Here is a 13837-nt window from a genome sequence, read left to right on the forward strand (position 1 = left end):
CTTTTTATTTAACCTATATCAGCAAGCCTTGCTTATAACCAGCCTGGTTTTTTGTGTAGGTAACGGGCTGGTTCTTGCTTTCCAAGACATATTTAACAATTTAACGCTTCATCAAGGGCGTCGACTAACTCATCATCCAGCCTGTTCGATGACTTGCTCGCTAGGTGCTTAGCAGTAGCTAAGCACACTCTTTTAATAAATGCTTCCGTTGCCAGCTTGGTTAACAGGTATTTGCCTATCTTGCCTAGCATTTGCGATCCTCCAACTTGTTTAGCCGTGCTTTAATTGATCTCAGTTCCTCTTTAAAGGTGTCTTTTATCCACTTTACGTCTGTTTTGATGGTAGCAATGGTGGCAATGCCCACCCCAGCTTGAATTAAAATGCCTAAAATTGCGCTATCGCTCATTGTTACCTCGCTTGCACGGTTGCTATGGTTTGTGGTGATACCTCAGCGTCTAGCAATACTTGGTATTCTGGCCGCAAACGCATATCAGCATCAAAGATGGTATCTACTAATGCTTGGTTCTGTGGGTTTAACTTTAAAATGGCCTCAAGCCACAGTTCGTCTTTTACGCGATAGCTAAAATCGAGCTTTGACCTATCGAGAAAAAACCCCGCCCATTCGCGCTCAATATCATGTGAACCGTTCGCCTTAAATTGCAGTTTAGCGAGCCAGTTGCCCAGCGGCTCAGTAACCGACTTAGAGCCACTATCAATATATTTATAGACGTAATAAATACCGCCAATAGTGAGCAAAAGGCTCAAGTTTTTACTGATAAAATTACCCATAAAACCCCCATTCAAAACCGCGTTGTATTTGCTCAGGTTGATAAGGTTGCTCGCCATTTTCCATGGTTATCATGGCTGCTATCACCTTTGGGTAATCACTTTCAGACAATGGCTGCTGACTATCAACTCCCACTCGCTTCGATACGAACTCGATATAATTGGCCGTGTCGTTTTCGGTTGGCGGTGCCCATCTATTGATAATGCCGTCTATATTCACAATGCCGTATTTAGTGGCGTAGGTTCGCAAGATACGCGCGGCTGCACGAATACCATGTTCAGCGGTTTCAAAAATGGCAAAGCGGCCATCAGTGCCAACTAAGCCAACCCAATTTTCACCCGCTTCAATATTAAGTGGATTGTTATTGCGGATCCCCCGCGCTGATTGCTGCGTCGTCATATATACCCCAATTCCCAAAACAATTAACGCTGTGACGATGTGTGATGTTTCGAGCCTCATTACGCCCGTTCCTCAAGAATTTGCACATCACCCAACGAAAGCAGCGCATCTTGATTGGTGAACACCGATTCAAAATACATCACAGATGGTGTGAAGTTGGCGTGGCCGTTTTCCCGAGCGGTTGTTTTGGGTGGTGATACACAGGCCATAAATAACCTGTGCCACCCCTTTGATAGCGTGATACTTAACGTTTTATTGCCATAAGGCCAGTTTGTATCACCTTCAGGCGTAGACACTTTGCTCGTATTTACACTTCGGTCATACTTGAACAGCTTTAACACTTCCGTACCAATATCCCCAACCGTTGCGTATATTCCCGCTTCGTATGGACCGCCCCCTGTCTCAGTCCACGGATAGGTTCTGACTGTGTCGTCTATTTGCAAATCAAACGGGACGTTGTCCAGCTCATCAGGGATAAACACATCAAAATAAGGCACGCTCTCGCCCTCTAACTGAGAGCGCGTATATGGCATGTTATTGTTGTAGTTTAGCCACTTAACAACATACGGTAGCTGGATACTTTGGGATTGAAACACGCGCTTATTTTCGGCTGAGATAAAATAATAAATATCACCGAAGTTTGTGAGCTCAATCTCGGAACCACCTTTGAATAGCCGCCCATTTTTAATTGCGCCAAACTCGGCTTTCATATTCGCACCGCCAATCCACATATCAAAAGGTGCTTCTATTAATGCTCGTAATCGTGGTGGGTCGAAATCAAGTAATTTATTTACACCGGGTCTGGTTGCAATTGTTCGAGAAACTATTGAGACCGCACGTTCAGGCTGTGGAGTATAGTCATACTTATGCTTTCCAACCCATACTGTCACTCGCATATCTCGTTCAGCGTGAAGGTAGAGCGAGGCAAAGCGAATATCATTCAGATTAAGTCCCTGAACAACATCACTATCTAGTACCGCCTTACCATGTTCATCGAACATTTTCACTCTCAACCCAAGCGAGGAACGAACAACTGCGAATGCTGTTCCAGCATCGTTAACCTCCCAAACATCTCCCGCCTTTAACTCGTTACTTATCAACATTAGCTTGCCCTCATCATTGCTACGGCCATCGACATTCCACCTAAGCCCAGCATTACGTACATCATGGTTTTATTGGTGCTGATTGCGAGCTGTTGCCCATCGGAACGGCTCGCATGATCGGCAAATTGCAAAGCCTGTTTATGGGCAAGCAATGTTTGGTCATTAAAGGTCTCTTGTACCTTGAATGTTGACTCCATAAATTGAAGCCCCAAGTCTTTTGCCAAATTGGATGCGTTATCCATCGAATAGACCGCAACGTCACTCATCCGCGCATTCGCACCATCAAGAGCGCTTACGGTGGTGTCGATGGTGTCGCCCGCAAAACCGACAACGTCGCTACTTATTCCCGCTGAAATGGTCATCATCTCTCGGGCGAGATCGCTGTTTTCCGCTATCACGTCACGGCTAAGTGTGCTTTGCGCCTGAATGCTATCAGCTGCAATATCACTGGTATGCGCCATTGCATTTTCACCAAACAGCATTGCGTTACTGGCCGTATCACTCACTTGTGTAAGTGCGCGCTCTCCAAATACCATAGCGTCAGTCATCGCGCCGCCTGCAAATTCGAGCGAATCGCGATTAACTTGGCTGGAATAGTCAAAACCATCCCGAGCTAGGTCACTGGCATAATCAAAGCCCGCTATATTTGCAGCCATCATATCCGCCCCAAGTGACTCAACCGCCCCCACAAGGCCGTGATCGGTTTGTGTTATGTTGTAAGTGTTTCCATCACCATTAGTGATATAACCATTGTTATCACCCTGCACCCCAAGACTTGTGCTGGTATTGTGCGTGGTTTGGCTTGATCTGCTTCTGGATTTACTACCCATCTAGAGCCATCCTATAAACTGCATAGCCTTCTTCATCTGTCGATTCGTAGACAAATGAATAAGCCGACAATAAACGGTTTAACGCCTTGCGCTTTGTGTGATACACGATAGAGGGGGCTTGTAGTTTACGTGCCAGCGCGACAATACTTGGCGCGATTAATCGCAAGTTCTTGCCCTCTGCACAGACCACACAAAGCCCGTCGCGGTCTTGGCGAAGCACGCAATAGCAACCAGCGAACTCAACCAAGACCGCCAAGCCTTTTTCTACCTCTGCTTTTATGACTTCAAAATCTTGTGCTGCCGCAGATTGAATGTGGTGAATTTCGCTAATATTTGCCACTCGCATATCGCCCCCTACTTTTTCAACAAGTACCATGCGGCAACGGCCACAACCCCAATAATCAGCAATTGATTATTGTTACTGCCACCGAAGTTAATATTGCCGCCTGTAAAACCAATTGACTGTGTTTGGTCGCCTGTTCGAGATGACGCGCTAGAGCTAATCGGGCTGCCCGCGCCATTCGTCAGGTTAGGCACAGCCCCCGTTGCGCCTAACATTGCGCCAACCATCAGGCTTGATCCTTGTCACGCATCCAGTCGCGAACATAGTCCGCAACAATTGCACCGACTACCGAAATAGCCACCCCATACGCAAAATATTTCAAGTTCTTTGGATTATTCATTTATTTCATTGCCTTCATCACTAAAGCCACTGCTAGCAGCCCACCAAAGCTATACAGCACGGTTTTTTGAGGTAAACCGAAAACCATTGGCTCTCTAGGCTGCGCCGTTTGGGTTTTTGGCGCATCCACAAGCACAGCCGCGCCATTATCTAGCTCAGCTGTGTTCATGTGCTCTTTTTGGGTGATCCCGTTGGACGACTTAACCGCTTTTACTTTCTCGTAATCGCCCCACATTTTGAGCGCGTTCCCCAAAAATGAGTTCGCGCCATCCCAAAAGCCACCACCGGTATTTGTTGCCGCCACTGTTGGCGCTCCCTCTGGTTGCATAGCTCAACCCCCTTAGAATGTTGATTTCGCGTAATCGTCAAAGTAATGAACGACGACTTCAGCGCTGCCCGCTTCCGATGCCTCAACACGTAAGCGCATATCGTTAATGCTGTTGTCTAGTGCCAGCGCGCTAAACACATCACCAGATAAGAACAAGTCGATGGCGTGAGTATTCGCTCGCGGTGAGCGCCCGCGCTGTTTAAGGTGGTGTTTGTGTAGTGATGCTGGAATGTGATCGCGCCATTTCACGTTATTCACAAGAAATTCGGCTGAATCAACACCCGCCTTTTTAATCTCAATCAAGGCAATTTTTGCACCTAATGGGCGTGGTAAGTTCTCAATCTCGTTGATACCCACTGCAAAGTTGTAGCGAAATGTTCGACGCTTAAACAGCCAACCAGGTGCGCTTGGAGATGACTTTTCAGCAAATGCTTTAATTACTGGTGCGGTTGCATCTTGGGCAATATCAAACTTAATTTGCACGATAGAAAGCCCCACCGTACCAAGGGAGAAAAAGCGTTGTTCGACCAAAGACGGGTTTAATACACCTTGGATCTCAGGACGGGCAAAATACAATGTTGCATACCCTGCGGCTTGCTCACGCTTAAAGTAGGCGTTCTCATCCAGCAGGTCTTGCAGCGTACCGTACTCGGTAAGTGTGCGGCCTTGCAGCTCTACACGTAAATTTTTAATTTGCTCAGGCGTGACACCAGAATATTCAAAATGAATTTTCTCGTAAGTACGGCCAACTGGTAGTGTGACAGATACACTCCCGCCAGCGGCAACGCCAGTTAGATTATTGAGTGGAGAAACTTCTAACATTACGCCCCCTTAACCTACGATTGTGCGCTTGATTGGACGAAGTGCGCGGACGTTAGTTAGTACGGCTAGAACGCCCAAGGTCATACCCACGGACGTTAAAACTGTTTTACTGATCATGCGATTTACCTATGTGCTTGAAAAAATCGCTAAGTAATAAATCAGCCGTTTCGCTCCGCTGTACAATGGTTTTCGCTCCCCCTATAGCGAAAAGAGCGAAATTTCCGCTCTTTTTGTTGCTTTTTTATGCAGCTCGAAGTTGGTCAAAGGTGAGTTTTTTGGCTTGCCCTGTTTTTAAATAGATAACTTTTGGCTCAATGTTGCCTATCCCTCCTTTGTATTTCATCAGGTAATAAAGGCGTTCATCTTCGTAGTGAGCGTTTAATTTGCTGAGCTGATAAATGTCTTGCAGATCGGCATCTAGCTCTACCGCAACACGCTTTGCATCAGCTTGCGCTTCTTGTGCGCCTAATACTTTGCGCGGTGAATTATTCCAAATGGTTTTTGGTACTTCTTGAGAACGTTGAAAAACCGTATGAAGTACCACACCAAACTTGCGCCCACCTGTCGCCAGCTCTCCAATAATCGAGTCATCTTTACCAACGGTATCGCTTAACTTGGCGAGTTCTTCAATCACAACATGTAGTTCACGGTTCCCGTCTGCCGCTTCCCACATTAACTGACCAAACCAATACAGTTCGTTCTGCTTAGCCTTTTTCAGTTTTTCGCCCTTCAAGGATTTTGGAAAGTCGGGGCTATAAGCAACCACAAACTTTTTCCCCGAGCGCCACGCATCCACAAAGGCTTGAGCAAACTGCTTTCTGCTGCTGAAGTGATAAACCGCACGGCCACCCAAGCCATTAAAGTGACCGCGCTTGCGGCCATCATATTTATAGTCGCCATATAAATCGAAAATCGCGCACTGCTCGCCAACTAAATCTAATAGCTTAACGGCCGTTGTTTTACCGCCGCCAGTTCCTGCCAAATAACAAACATGCTTTGCTTTTAAAGCATTGTTAGGGTTAATGGGCACTAACCACCTCCTGTTTTTCGCTTTGGTTTTCGCTGCTGCTCTGCTCTTTTTCGTGTGCTTTGATCTGTTTGTAAACTGATATTGCAGCCGTACCAAGCACAAGGCCAAGTTCGATTTCTTCCTTCCACCTCGCAAACCAAGGCGGCATGTCACCTTTGCAATATTTACGAACAACAGGCGTTGCCTTTTCCGCTATTACCTCTCGGGTGTCATGGTCAATAATGACGGGGGCTTCAATCGTCGATTCAATAAAGTCAGCCAGTGACGACACTCCGTAACCTGCAAGGGCGCTAATATCTGTGTCGGTCATTGTTTCCGCTTCGCTCACTTCACCCGCTTGCGGTTCGTGACTCGACTCAGCGGTAAATTTATCGAGATGGCTGTATTCTTCCACCTGTGGCAATGGCTGCGACTCCAAGTGCGCAGACTGCGAGCCAGCCCCAAAGGTTAGATCCTCCATGGCTGTCGCTATCGGTGTCTTTTGCATCTCGTTCGGTAGTGATTTCGCTGGTTCTTGCATCTGCTTTTGCTCCTAGTTCGCTATTGTTTTGCTCAAATGTCGGTGTCCACTCGTCAGGTGCTGGAGTATAGTGGCTCACCGTTTGCTCTGGTTTTGAAATTTCGCTTTGTAAAGCTTGTGATTGCTGGCTTTGCTGGGTGATGGCCTTTGCCCATTTCGCTTGTAAATTCGCTCCGCTTCTTTGGTCTAATCCGCAGTTTTTGCAGTGCAAATACAAAAGCTTTTTGCCATTTTTACGACGGCGGATACTGGCAAATGTGCCGCATCCATCGCACTCAATTACACCTAATTCCTCGTTACTCGATTTCGCCATAGTGCGCCTCCAAAATTTCTATGCGGCTGACCATTTCATAAAGTAGTGAAACAGTTTCATCTAATACGCTTTCGGCAAGCTCGATTTTCTTGCCCGCTTTCAACGCTGGTAAGCGCTGCGCTTGTTCTATTTTGTCTTTGATTAATCTAACTCTGTGCTGCATAACTCATTGACTCCTGCATTAGCTGCCCACCGCTAACCCAATAATGGGTAACGGTTTGGTTTCTTTCGTCTGTTTCTTGGTAAGTTGCCCCCCGCATTACTGCATTGCGGTGCTCTGGGGGTATTAAAAAGATGGGATCTAACTTATCCCCGTGTCCGACCTGCCAATCATGGACTTGGGTATTACAGTTATTTCCAGTGCTCCAAGGAGAATCGCTGTCGCGCTTCTTTAGTAGCCACTGCGTGGCTCTGGTTACATAAGTCACCCCATCTGAAATAATCCCGACTACTCGCTTTTTATCCTCGCCATAGTGGTTAGTGCCGTTGAGTTCTTTGGCAAGTTCAACGGGGCATTCCCGTTCACGGAGCGCACCGCCTAGCAGTTCAATAAATTCTGCAAAGCGGCTATTGTCTGCGGCCTCGAATATCTCTTTTGCAATTTCAGAAAGCTTTTCAACAGATTCCTTTGGCACACGGCGAAACTCACGCCAAAGGCCAACGGGTGCGCCACCGATAAACTGGAATTGACGAATACGCCAACGACTCGCCCACGCAGCCACATTCATCACAATGCCGTTTTCTGGCTCTATTGGCTGGCCTGTTTCGTCGTCGTACATATCATCCATGTGCGCGCCGTTGATGTTCTTAGAAATGTATTTGATGATATAAGACACGGCATCACCTTTGCTTTTGTCTTCAGGCGTAGCATCAAAGCGGTTTTTCGCGGCTCCTTCTTCGCCGCCGTCATGTTGTAAAGCATAACGGCGCAGGGTGTTGGTTACTGTGGGCTCGTCACTCGGCTTCATAAACAGCACCATGTGCCAATGCGGGGTTGCATCGGCATGAGGCTCAACAATACGTAAGCCAAACACTTTTACTTTAGCTTTGGATAGTTCAGCACGAACCTTTGCCCACTGCTTTACCAAATACTCTTGGGTTTCACGTGGTGAAGCATTGTTGTATTTATCACTGTTAGCGTGGTACTTGGACGGTGCTGTGATGGTGTAAAACATGCAGGACATGCCTTGTTGTTCTGCCCACTCTTTGTAACCTCTGATCCGCACTATCATTTCAATGCGTCTGATCTCAGGGTTTGAAATAGACCCCTCGAATACTTTGACAAGATCAATGGTGTCGCCGTCTTTACTTTCTAACTGCATAGACTCGACCCACTCGGCCTGTGACTTTTTGCTGTGGCGAAACTCTTGCACCGCATCTTTACTGGCATAAGGGGAGAGCCCTTTTTTGACCTGCCCCATAGTGATATTCAAATGCTCAAGCGTGGTGTCACGCAAACGGTCGAGCTTTCGCAGCCACCACTTATCACATTGCATGCGGCGAATACCGCGTTCTAATCGGTCGGCCAGCAAATGAGTATTACAACGCTGCCAGCTATCCTCTATTCGCGTGGACTTGGCGGCATTAAACGTTGCTTGGTAAGGCGGCTTTATCCCCTGTGACAAAGTAAAGTCGTGCATTGCGATGTAACCTGCAAATACAAGTTGCTCTAAATCTTCCTCTGTCATTGAGTGAGTAAATTCGACAATACCCATTTGCTGGCAGATCGTTGCCAGTTGTTTGGCTTTATCTTTACGGGCTTTTTTACTATTTAATTCGCGGACGGTAAGCGGTGAACGCTCGATAATTTCGCTCACTCGCTCTGTGGTTTTGCGCAGATAAATATTGGCAGAACGTTCGGGGTTTTTAGCACTGCTTGAGTTAAAACGTTTGGCATATTCACGGGCAGCAATACGGCGCAAACGATTGGTAGGTATTTGCGCCAAACGCTCTTTTACTTGCTCTGCGGTTTTATCAAATCCAAACATGCCCCAACAATGAGGCGCAGCCCGTGTAATGGTAATGGGCTGCATCCTTGGGTTATCGGTATTGGTATCAACCAGCTCCCAGCAAATAGGGAGGGAGCGAGACTCAGGTGTCACGCTCACAGCACAACCCGCTCATTCATGCGATTGCGGGCGGCCATCGCCAGTGCCGACTTTAATAACTGATTGCTACGCTCACCATTTTTGCGCGCACGCTGTTCTTGCTCTAGGCGCTTGGCCTCTGCTTCACGCCTTGCCTTGTGCGCCCGAATTTGTGCGCGTAGTTGCTGAACTTTCATTACTTGGATTTCCCAATGGCTTGGATCAGTGATCAGCTCTTCAACTTCAACAACGGTATGGCTCATGATTGCACACGCTCCCACTCAGCTCGGGCGCTGTCGTATTGTGCTTGAAGATAATCAGCCAAATCATTCACGTTAACGAATGTTGGCGCACGTTCAGAGTCGCGCATTTTGAATGTAGGAATTGGAAACTTACCCGCTTTGGCATGTTGCTCAGCGGTCTTTGGGTTTACACCAAAAAACTCTTTACATACATCCCTTAACGGAACCACTGGATTATTAAAACGAGCTAAAAGCGCAAAAGTCATATTCATCGCTATGTCCTTATTTCTCGTGATCAGATAACAGCTCACTGACTGAAACCTGACCATTAGTCAGTTTTGAAATTTTGTTGATGTACTTTGCTGGGGCTTGTCCGTGACGATTTACCCAATGCCAAACAACGGACTGTTTGGTTTTAAGTAAGCGGGCTACTTGAGTTTGCCCACCAACCACCTCTACGGCTTTCTTGATAAACGACATAAAACCACCTAAAGATTACTTTTGGTAATAATAAGATCACCAAATTGAATTTTCAATAGTTAAATCACTAAAAGTAATCTTTTTGATTACCAAAAGGGGTTTGACGTTAATTACTAAAAGTTGTGATAATCAAACCAAGAAATCACTAATTGTGATAAAAGTAATCAACAGGAATAAATATGGACATTGCAAATAGAGTAAAAGAGCGCCGCAAGTCATTAGGGCTAACACAGTACCAACTTGCCGAAATGACCAACTCAGCACAGACATCAATTCAGAAGATTGAGCGCGGGGCTACTAAGAATCCAAGGAATATAGAGGCTATAGCAAAGGCGTTACAATGCACGCCTGAATATTTACGTTTTGGTGTGGGTGATTTTGACAATGCGTCAATCGGGCCCGAACTAAAAAGCAGACTACCGCTGATCAGCTGGGTACAAGCTGGCGCATGGATGGATATTCAAGAAGTGAGTACTTTGGAAGCAGAACACTTTCTTTGCCCTGTTAACTGTAGTGAAAAATCATTTGTGCTTCGTGTTCAAGGTGTGAGCATGGAACCAAAGTTCCAAGATGGTGATTTAATATTTGTTGATCCAGAAGCCGCCTGTATTCATGGCTCCTATGTGGTGGCTAGACTTGATGATGATAACCAAGCTACCTTCAAGCAACTTATTATCGAAGGCGGGCAAAAATACCTAAAAGCACTAAACCCTAATTGGCCGGAGCAGCTAGTGCCTATCAATGGGAATTGTACGCTTGTTGGCAGGGTTGTGTTTACTGGGAAGTCGCTTTAAGCAAAGTTTTCTATATTAAGCTTTTCAAAACGGACGTTTTGATTAGCTTCAGACTTTTCCAACTTCCCGAGAACTTTAAAAAGGTTTATACCTCTTGGCTTGGGCGATTTAACTTGTAAGGAACATTCTTATTTTTTCCAAAAGCCCCCCCAAAATGCTTACTTAGATCAATCTTATCGAAAACTTTCTCTTTTTGATACTGAAGAAACATTTCGTCATTCGCTAGAGGCTTTTCAGATCCAGCTAACTTATATCCACCCTCAACAGCTTGAATAGGTAAATGTTCGAGCATTTCATATCTGATTAATAAATTTTTGAACTCACCATTATCCGAAACGCCTTCAATACAATTTAAAAAAAGGATTGCCAGTTCTTTTGTAGATAGCTGAGCTCTCAATATGCTCGTATACTTCCTTTTATCAGCTTCTGAAAGCTTATTATCATCATAATTATTTATTATTTTTAATGCTTGATAAAGATTCCTAAAATAGTGACCAAGAATATGGTTAAGATTATTTTGAATAAATTTATACCTTTCCAAAGAGTTTTCTGCGGACTCAGAGTTGGATGTAAGAAACTTGATAATTGTTTCAAACACTTCTCTTCCTTCAACTATTTCATCCTTATCAAGAAGTGCGTTGCCCATAGTTCTTTGAAAGAATGTTTCCGCTATCTCAGTGAAAATTCGCTCAGCTTTTGTTTTGTTAGATAACTCTTTCATGTCTAGTTTTAGGTTTGAAACAAGATTATGATGAAGATCAAGAATATTAAAAAAAGTTGTCTCAATTGCTGTAGTACCCAAGGCATCAGCTGTTTTTTCATATTCAAACCTAGCAAGGCGGAATTCTTTTCTTTGAATTACTATCGTTACTATCAAACCAAATAGAGTAAAAAATGTAAGAATTGGGTTTAAAATTCCGCCAAAAAAATCACCAAAAGCACCTGCTTTATCAGTGATAAATATTAAAACTAAATTAACTAGAAATAATAGGCCTGCGATAGCTATCGCTAATGAAATTATCGTAAAGAGTACCTTATGCAACAATATATCTTCTTTCGACTCTCCTGAGTCCATAAGCATCCCTTGAAAGGAAGAATACTTTTTCTCCCAAAGGCCTTTCATTTTCTTTACCATCTTATCCATAAATTAATCCAATAGAAGTCAAATAGCTACGGACTAAATATTACTTAACTAAATAGCTCACAACAATCATTTAACAATTAAAAGTTTAAGTTACTTTCTTACCCCCCGAAAAAAGCATTCACCCTAATGTCACCCTTAACACCCTAAGCCTATTATTCTAACTATAAGTCCGTCCAATCCAGCATGGGTGCAACGCTAAAGCGGCGAAAGGCATCAACACAGTGGTTAGGTGTTTGTGGCTCAAAGGGTGGAGTAGGTTGTTGGCTCATGGTATGACTTTCTCAATCAGGTTTACTATCAATGACCTGTACTAGTTATGTCCATAGCAGTACATAGCTCAATTAGGTGATTGCGTAGTATACCGCAGCTTCTAATACTTCGTTAAGTATAGACAGCAATTTATTGCCAATAGTAAATAACCTGAGCTTCGGATAATCAGTGCCTTTCTAGCAGCCAGTTTTTGCGCTAACTGCGTTGAATTCACTTCCAATAGCCAGCTATTGGTGCGTAAATTCGCCTTGCCTACAAGGATGTAGGTACCAGGGCGGTAGCAGGACGCGAGAGCGGAGTTATCCCAAAACTCTCTGGCTAGATAAGGAAATAATTTAATGTGATTTTAAAAACAATGAGTTAGCTCATTTCTTATCCAAACCTCAGGTTAAATACTAAAAAGCCGCAAGTAATTGAACTTGCGGCTTTTAATTTGATTAGCCTACAGCCTCATGATGACTTACAGATACTCCTTTACTTCCGCCACTTTATTTTTTGCAAGCTGACTGTTTGGGTTTATCGCAAGTAACTGCTGATAATGCTCAAGTGCTTGTGCATATTGCTTGTTTAACTCATACGCTTCAGCGATACTGTTGTGATAATAAGGCTGCTCGTTATTTTGTGTAAGCGCAAATTTAAAGATTTCGATACCATTATTAACTTGGCCATTTTCGACAAGCTTATTGCCCCACTCCACCAAGATCTCTAAGTCATACATTACACCGGTATCTTGCTGCGCTTTTGCAAACGTAGCCGCGAAGTCGGCAAAACCTTGTTTATCTGTAAGCTGCTTTAAGTACGCCATCGGCTGATAGGCCTTTTGCTTACTAGCGTCGTTAAAATTAGGAATATAGTAAGCGGCAATATCATCAACAAAGGTAATGGGTAATCCGCCCAACAGATTAGTAAGTACAATCACAGAAACCTTGTCTTCAGGGTAAGTGATCACTGTGGTCGCATTTCCACCGCTCGCGCTGATGGTTGGGTGATATTTACGCTGAGTCACTTGCCAGCCCATTGCATAGCCGTTTTCTTTGTTGTTAAAGGCTTCTGTGCGACCGTTGTTAAGCTTAACTGGTGTCCATAGCATATCCAACTCTTTAACCAGCTCACCTTGTTGTAGTGATACAAAGTAGTTAGCTAGTTCCGTTGCTGTTGAACTCATTCCCGCTGCGGTTCTTAGCATATAAGGGAATTCGCCGTAAAAGTTTTTGTAATTCCCTTCACCTAAATGAATATATTGGCGAGCCTGATTTGGCACCATAAGTTCAAGATAATCAAAACCTGCCTGTGCTGTCTTCGGCATGTTGGCACGTGCTAACTGCATCTTGGTAATAAAAGCAGGAAACCCTTCAGGTGCATATTTATCAATGATTTTACCCAAAATCACATAACCGGTTTGGTTATAACTAAAACGCGAGTTAGGTGTAAATTGAAGAGGCTGCTTTTGCACAGCTTGCCATGAGGCTTCCGCATCATTCGGTACGATGGTTTCTAGGGCATAATTTGATGCCAGGATCGGCGGCAATCCTGTGGTATGACCCATTAATTGGTTAATTTTAAGTTGCTGCCAAGCCTTTGGTAAATCAGGTAAGTGCTTACCAATTTCATCGTCAATGTTTAGATAACCTTGCTCAGCGAGCTGTACAATCGCAACACCAGTAAACGCCTTTGTCATCGAATTGATCGGAAATAACGTCTGCTCAGTAACAGGCACCTTATGCTGTAAGTCTGCAAAACCATAACTTCCTTGCTTAATGATTTTATCGTCTTTAACAACGGCCAACTGTAAGCCCGGAATATGCCTTTCCTTCATGAGGGTTTTGATCAGCTTGTCTACCGACTCAGCCTTCACTAAGGATGAAAATAATGCCGACCATAAAAGCGTGCCAAACCATAACACTGTTGATAGTAATACTTTGTTGTTCTTGTACATGAGAGTTCCATCGTTCATTTACATTAAGATATGGTTATTTATTATCAAGTCTTATGCCAAAGATAAAACC

The 13837-nt window shown here is 44.5% G+C and carries 21 protein-coding genes; 1 reads left to right on the top strand and 20 read right to left on the bottom strand.

Annotation, left to right across the window (positions count from 1 at the left end):
- Positions 1-92: 92 nt before the first annotated feature.
- The 18 genes from JJQ94_RS22060 to JJQ94_RS22145 form a co-directional block, all read right to left on the bottom strand.
- A complete protein-coding gene (locus tag JJQ94_RS22060) occupies positions 93-251 on the bottom strand; it encodes a hypothetical protein (RefSeq protein WP_172439948.1) in 159 nt (52 codons plus the stop codon).
- The gene (locus JJQ94_RS22065) at positions 245-406 is read right to left on the bottom strand and encodes a hypothetical protein (protein ID WP_172439947.1); all 162 of its coding nucleotides are present in this window, start codon (positions 404-406) and stop codon (positions 245-247) included. Before JJQ94_RS22065 ends, JJQ94_RS22060 begins: the two co-directional genes overlap by 7 nt.
- Positions 407-408: 2 nt before the next feature.
- The gene (locus JJQ94_RS22070; RefSeq protein ID WP_099030754.1) at positions 409-789 is read right to left on the bottom strand and encodes a hypothetical protein; all 381 of its coding nucleotides are present in this window, start codon (positions 787-789) and stop codon (positions 409-411) included.
- Positions 782-1246, bottom strand: coding sequence for a virion protein (locus tag JJQ94_RS22075; protein WP_099030753.1), 465 nt, complete (start codon positions 1244-1246; stop codon positions 782-784). The genes JJQ94_RS22070 and JJQ94_RS22075 overlap by 8 nt, the downstream gene beginning before the upstream one ends.
- Positions 1246-2289, bottom strand: coding sequence for a hypothetical protein (locus JJQ94_RS22080; protein ID WP_099030752.1), 1044 nt, complete (start codon positions 2287-2289; stop codon positions 1246-1248). Before JJQ94_RS22080 ends, JJQ94_RS22075 begins: the two co-directional genes overlap by 1 nt.
- Positions 2289-3119 carry a hypothetical protein gene (locus tag JJQ94_RS22085; RefSeq protein WP_099030751.1) on the bottom strand — a complete coding sequence of 277 codons (831 nt, stop codon included), beginning with the start codon at positions 3117-3119 and terminating at the stop codon, positions 2289-2291. Before JJQ94_RS22085 ends, JJQ94_RS22080 begins: the two co-directional genes overlap by 1 nt.
- Positions 3112-3465, bottom strand: coding sequence for a hypothetical protein (locus tag JJQ94_RS22090; protein ID WP_099030773.1), 354 nt, complete (start codon positions 3463-3465; stop codon positions 3112-3114). The genes JJQ94_RS22085 and JJQ94_RS22090 overlap by 8 nt, the downstream gene beginning before the upstream one ends.
- 8 nt (positions 3466-3473) lie before the next feature.
- Entirely contained in the window at positions 3474-3689 is a 216-nt protein-coding gene (locus JJQ94_RS22095; RefSeq protein WP_099030750.1) for a hypothetical protein, read from the bottom strand.
- Positions 3690-3802: 113 nt separating this feature from the next.
- Positions 3803-4129: a hypothetical protein gene (locus JJQ94_RS22100; RefSeq protein ID WP_099030749.1), complete on the bottom strand. Its 327-nt coding sequence runs from the start codon at positions 4127-4129 to the stop codon at positions 3803-3805.
- 12 nt (positions 4130-4141) lie between these two features.
- Complete coding sequence (locus tag JJQ94_RS22105) at positions 4142-4951, bottom strand: major capsid protein P2 (RefSeq protein WP_099030748.1); 810 nt, start codon at positions 4949-4951, stop codon at positions 4142-4144.
- A gap of 241 nt (positions 4952-5192) precedes the next feature.
- Entirely contained in the window at positions 5193-5981 is a 789-nt protein-coding gene (locus JJQ94_RS22110) for an ATP-binding protein (protein ID WP_223191951.1), read from the bottom strand.
- Positions 5971-6441: a hypothetical protein gene (locus JJQ94_RS22115; protein WP_141557612.1), complete on the bottom strand. Its 471-nt coding sequence runs from the start codon at positions 6439-6441 to the stop codon at positions 5971-5973. The genes JJQ94_RS22110 and JJQ94_RS22115 overlap by 11 nt, the downstream gene beginning before the upstream one ends.
- Positions 6350-6814 (bottom strand): hypothetical protein, encoded by a 465-nt coding sequence (locus JJQ94_RS22120; RefSeq protein ID WP_099030746.1) that lies wholly within the window; start codon positions 6812-6814, stop codon positions 6350-6352. The genes JJQ94_RS22115 and JJQ94_RS22120 overlap by 92 nt, the downstream gene beginning before the upstream one ends.
- Positions 6798-6977, bottom strand: coding sequence for a hypothetical protein (locus JJQ94_RS22125; RefSeq protein WP_088531940.1), 180 nt, complete (start codon positions 6975-6977; stop codon positions 6798-6800). The genes JJQ94_RS22120 and JJQ94_RS22125 overlap by 17 nt, the downstream gene beginning before the upstream one ends.
- Positions 6961-8922: a replication endonuclease gene (locus JJQ94_RS22130; protein WP_201435441.1), complete on the bottom strand. Its 1962-nt coding sequence runs from the start codon at positions 8920-8922 to the stop codon at positions 6961-6963. The genes JJQ94_RS22125 and JJQ94_RS22130 overlap by 17 nt, the downstream gene beginning before the upstream one ends.
- Positions 8919-9164, bottom strand: a complete 246-nt coding sequence (locus tag JJQ94_RS22135; protein ID WP_088531941.1) for a hypothetical protein — start codon at positions 9162-9164, stop codon at positions 8919-8921. The genes JJQ94_RS22130 and JJQ94_RS22135 overlap by 4 nt, the downstream gene beginning before the upstream one ends.
- Positions 9161-9415 (bottom strand): pyocin activator PrtN family protein, encoded by a 255-nt coding sequence (locus tag JJQ94_RS22140; RefSeq protein WP_088531942.1) that lies wholly within the window; start codon positions 9413-9415, stop codon positions 9161-9163. Before JJQ94_RS22140 ends, JJQ94_RS22135 begins: the two co-directional genes overlap by 4 nt.
- A 10-nt stretch (positions 9416-9425) precedes the next feature.
- Complete coding sequence (locus tag JJQ94_RS22145) at positions 9426-9623, bottom strand: YdaS family helix-turn-helix protein (protein WP_099030745.1); 198 nt, start codon at positions 9621-9623, stop codon at positions 9426-9428.
- Positions 9624-9802: 179 nt separating this feature from the next.
- Between JJQ94_RS22145 and JJQ94_RS22150 the strand changes: the two genes are divergently transcribed.
- A complete protein-coding gene (locus JJQ94_RS22150; protein WP_099030744.1) occupies positions 9803-10417 on the top strand; it encodes a LexA family protein in 615 nt (204 codons plus the stop codon).
- 85 nt (positions 10418-10502) lie between these two features.
- Here the strand turns inward: JJQ94_RS22150 and JJQ94_RS22155 are convergent, their stop codons facing one another.
- The gene (locus JJQ94_RS22155) at positions 10503-11561 is read right to left on the bottom strand and encodes a putative phage abortive infection protein (protein WP_099030743.1); all 1059 of its coding nucleotides are present in this window, start codon (positions 11559-11561) and stop codon (positions 10503-10505) included.
- A gap of 730 nt (positions 11562-12291) precedes the next feature.
- Entirely contained in the window at positions 12292-13767 is a 1476-nt protein-coding gene (locus tag JJQ94_RS22165) for a serine hydrolase (protein WP_099030742.1), read from the bottom strand.
- Positions 13768-13837 lie beyond the last annotated feature (70 nt).

The organism is Pseudoalteromonas sp. GCY, from assembly GCF_016695175.1.
Lineage (GTDB): Bacteria > Pseudomonadota > Gammaproteobacteria > Enterobacterales > Alteromonadaceae > Pseudoalteromonas.

Excerpts from the sequence above, each read along its gene's own strand:
- JJQ94_RS22060 (WP_172439948.1), bottom strand. The coding sequence starts at position 251 with ATGCTAGGCAAGATAGGCAAATACCTGTTAACCAAGCTGGCAACGGAA.
- JJQ94_RS22065 (WP_172439947.1), bottom strand. The coding sequence starts at position 406 with ATGAGCGATAGCGCAATTTTAGGCATTTTAATTCAAGCTGGGGTGGGC.
- JJQ94_RS22070 (WP_099030754.1), bottom strand. The coding sequence starts at position 789 with ATGGGTAATTTTATCAGTAAAAACTTGAGCCTTTTGCTCACTATTGGC.
- JJQ94_RS22075 (WP_099030753.1), bottom strand. The coding sequence starts at position 1,246 with ATGAGGCTCGAAACATCACACATCGTCACAGCGTTAATTGTTTTGGGA.
- JJQ94_RS22080 (WP_099030752.1), bottom strand. The coding sequence starts at position 2,289 with ATGTTGATAAGTAACGAGTTAAAGGCGGGAGATGTTTGGGAGGTTAAC.
- JJQ94_RS22085 (WP_099030751.1), bottom strand. The coding sequence starts at position 3,119 with ATGGGTAGTAAATCCAGAAGCAGATCAAGCCAAACCACGCACAATACC.
- JJQ94_RS22090 (WP_099030773.1), bottom strand. The coding sequence starts at position 3,465 with ATGCGAGTGGCAAATATTAGCGAAATTCACCACATTCAATCTGCGGCA.
- JJQ94_RS22095 (WP_099030750.1), bottom strand. The coding sequence starts at position 3,689 with ATGGTTGGCGCAATGTTAGGCGCAACGGGGGCTGTGCCTAACCTGACG.
- JJQ94_RS22100 (WP_099030749.1), bottom strand. The coding sequence starts at position 4,129 with ATGCAACCAGAGGGAGCGCCAACAGTGGCGGCAACAAATACCGGTGGT.
- JJQ94_RS22105 (WP_099030748.1), bottom strand. The coding sequence starts at position 4,951 with ATGTTAGAAGTTTCTCCACTCAATAATCTAACTGGCGTTGCCGCTGGC.
- JJQ94_RS22115 (WP_141557612.1), bottom strand. The coding sequence starts at position 6,441 with ATGGAGGATCTAACCTTTGGGGCTGGCTCGCAGTCTGCGCACTTGGAG.
- JJQ94_RS22120 (WP_099030746.1), bottom strand. The coding sequence starts at position 6,814 with ATGGCGAAATCGAGTAACGAGGAATTAGGTGTAATTGAGTGCGATGGA.
- JJQ94_RS22125 (WP_088531940.1), bottom strand. The coding sequence starts at position 6,977 with ATGCAGCACAGAGTTAGATTAATCAAAGACAAAATAGAACAAGCGCAG.
- JJQ94_RS22135 (WP_088531941.1), bottom strand. The coding sequence starts at position 9,164 with ATGAGCCATACCGTTGTTGAAGTTGAAGAGCTGATCACTGATCCAAGC.
- JJQ94_RS22140 (WP_088531942.1), bottom strand. The coding sequence starts at position 9,415 with ATGAATATGACTTTTGCGCTTTTAGCTCGTTTTAATAATCCAGTGGTT.
- JJQ94_RS22145 (WP_099030745.1), bottom strand. The coding sequence starts at position 9,623 with ATGTCGTTTATCAAGAAAGCCGTAGAGGTGGTTGGTGGGCAAACTCAA.
- JJQ94_RS22150 (WP_099030744.1), top strand. The coding sequence starts at position 9,803 with ATGGACATTGCAAATAGAGTAAAAGAGCGCCGCAAGTCATTAGGGCTA.
- JJQ94_RS22155 (WP_099030743.1), bottom strand. The coding sequence starts at position 11,561 with ATGGATAAGATGGTAAAGAAAATGAAAGGCCTTTGGGAGAAAAAGTAT.
- JJQ94_RS22165 (WP_099030742.1), bottom strand. The coding sequence starts at position 13,767 with ATGTACAAGAACAACAAAGTATTACTATCAACAGTGTTATGGTTTGGC.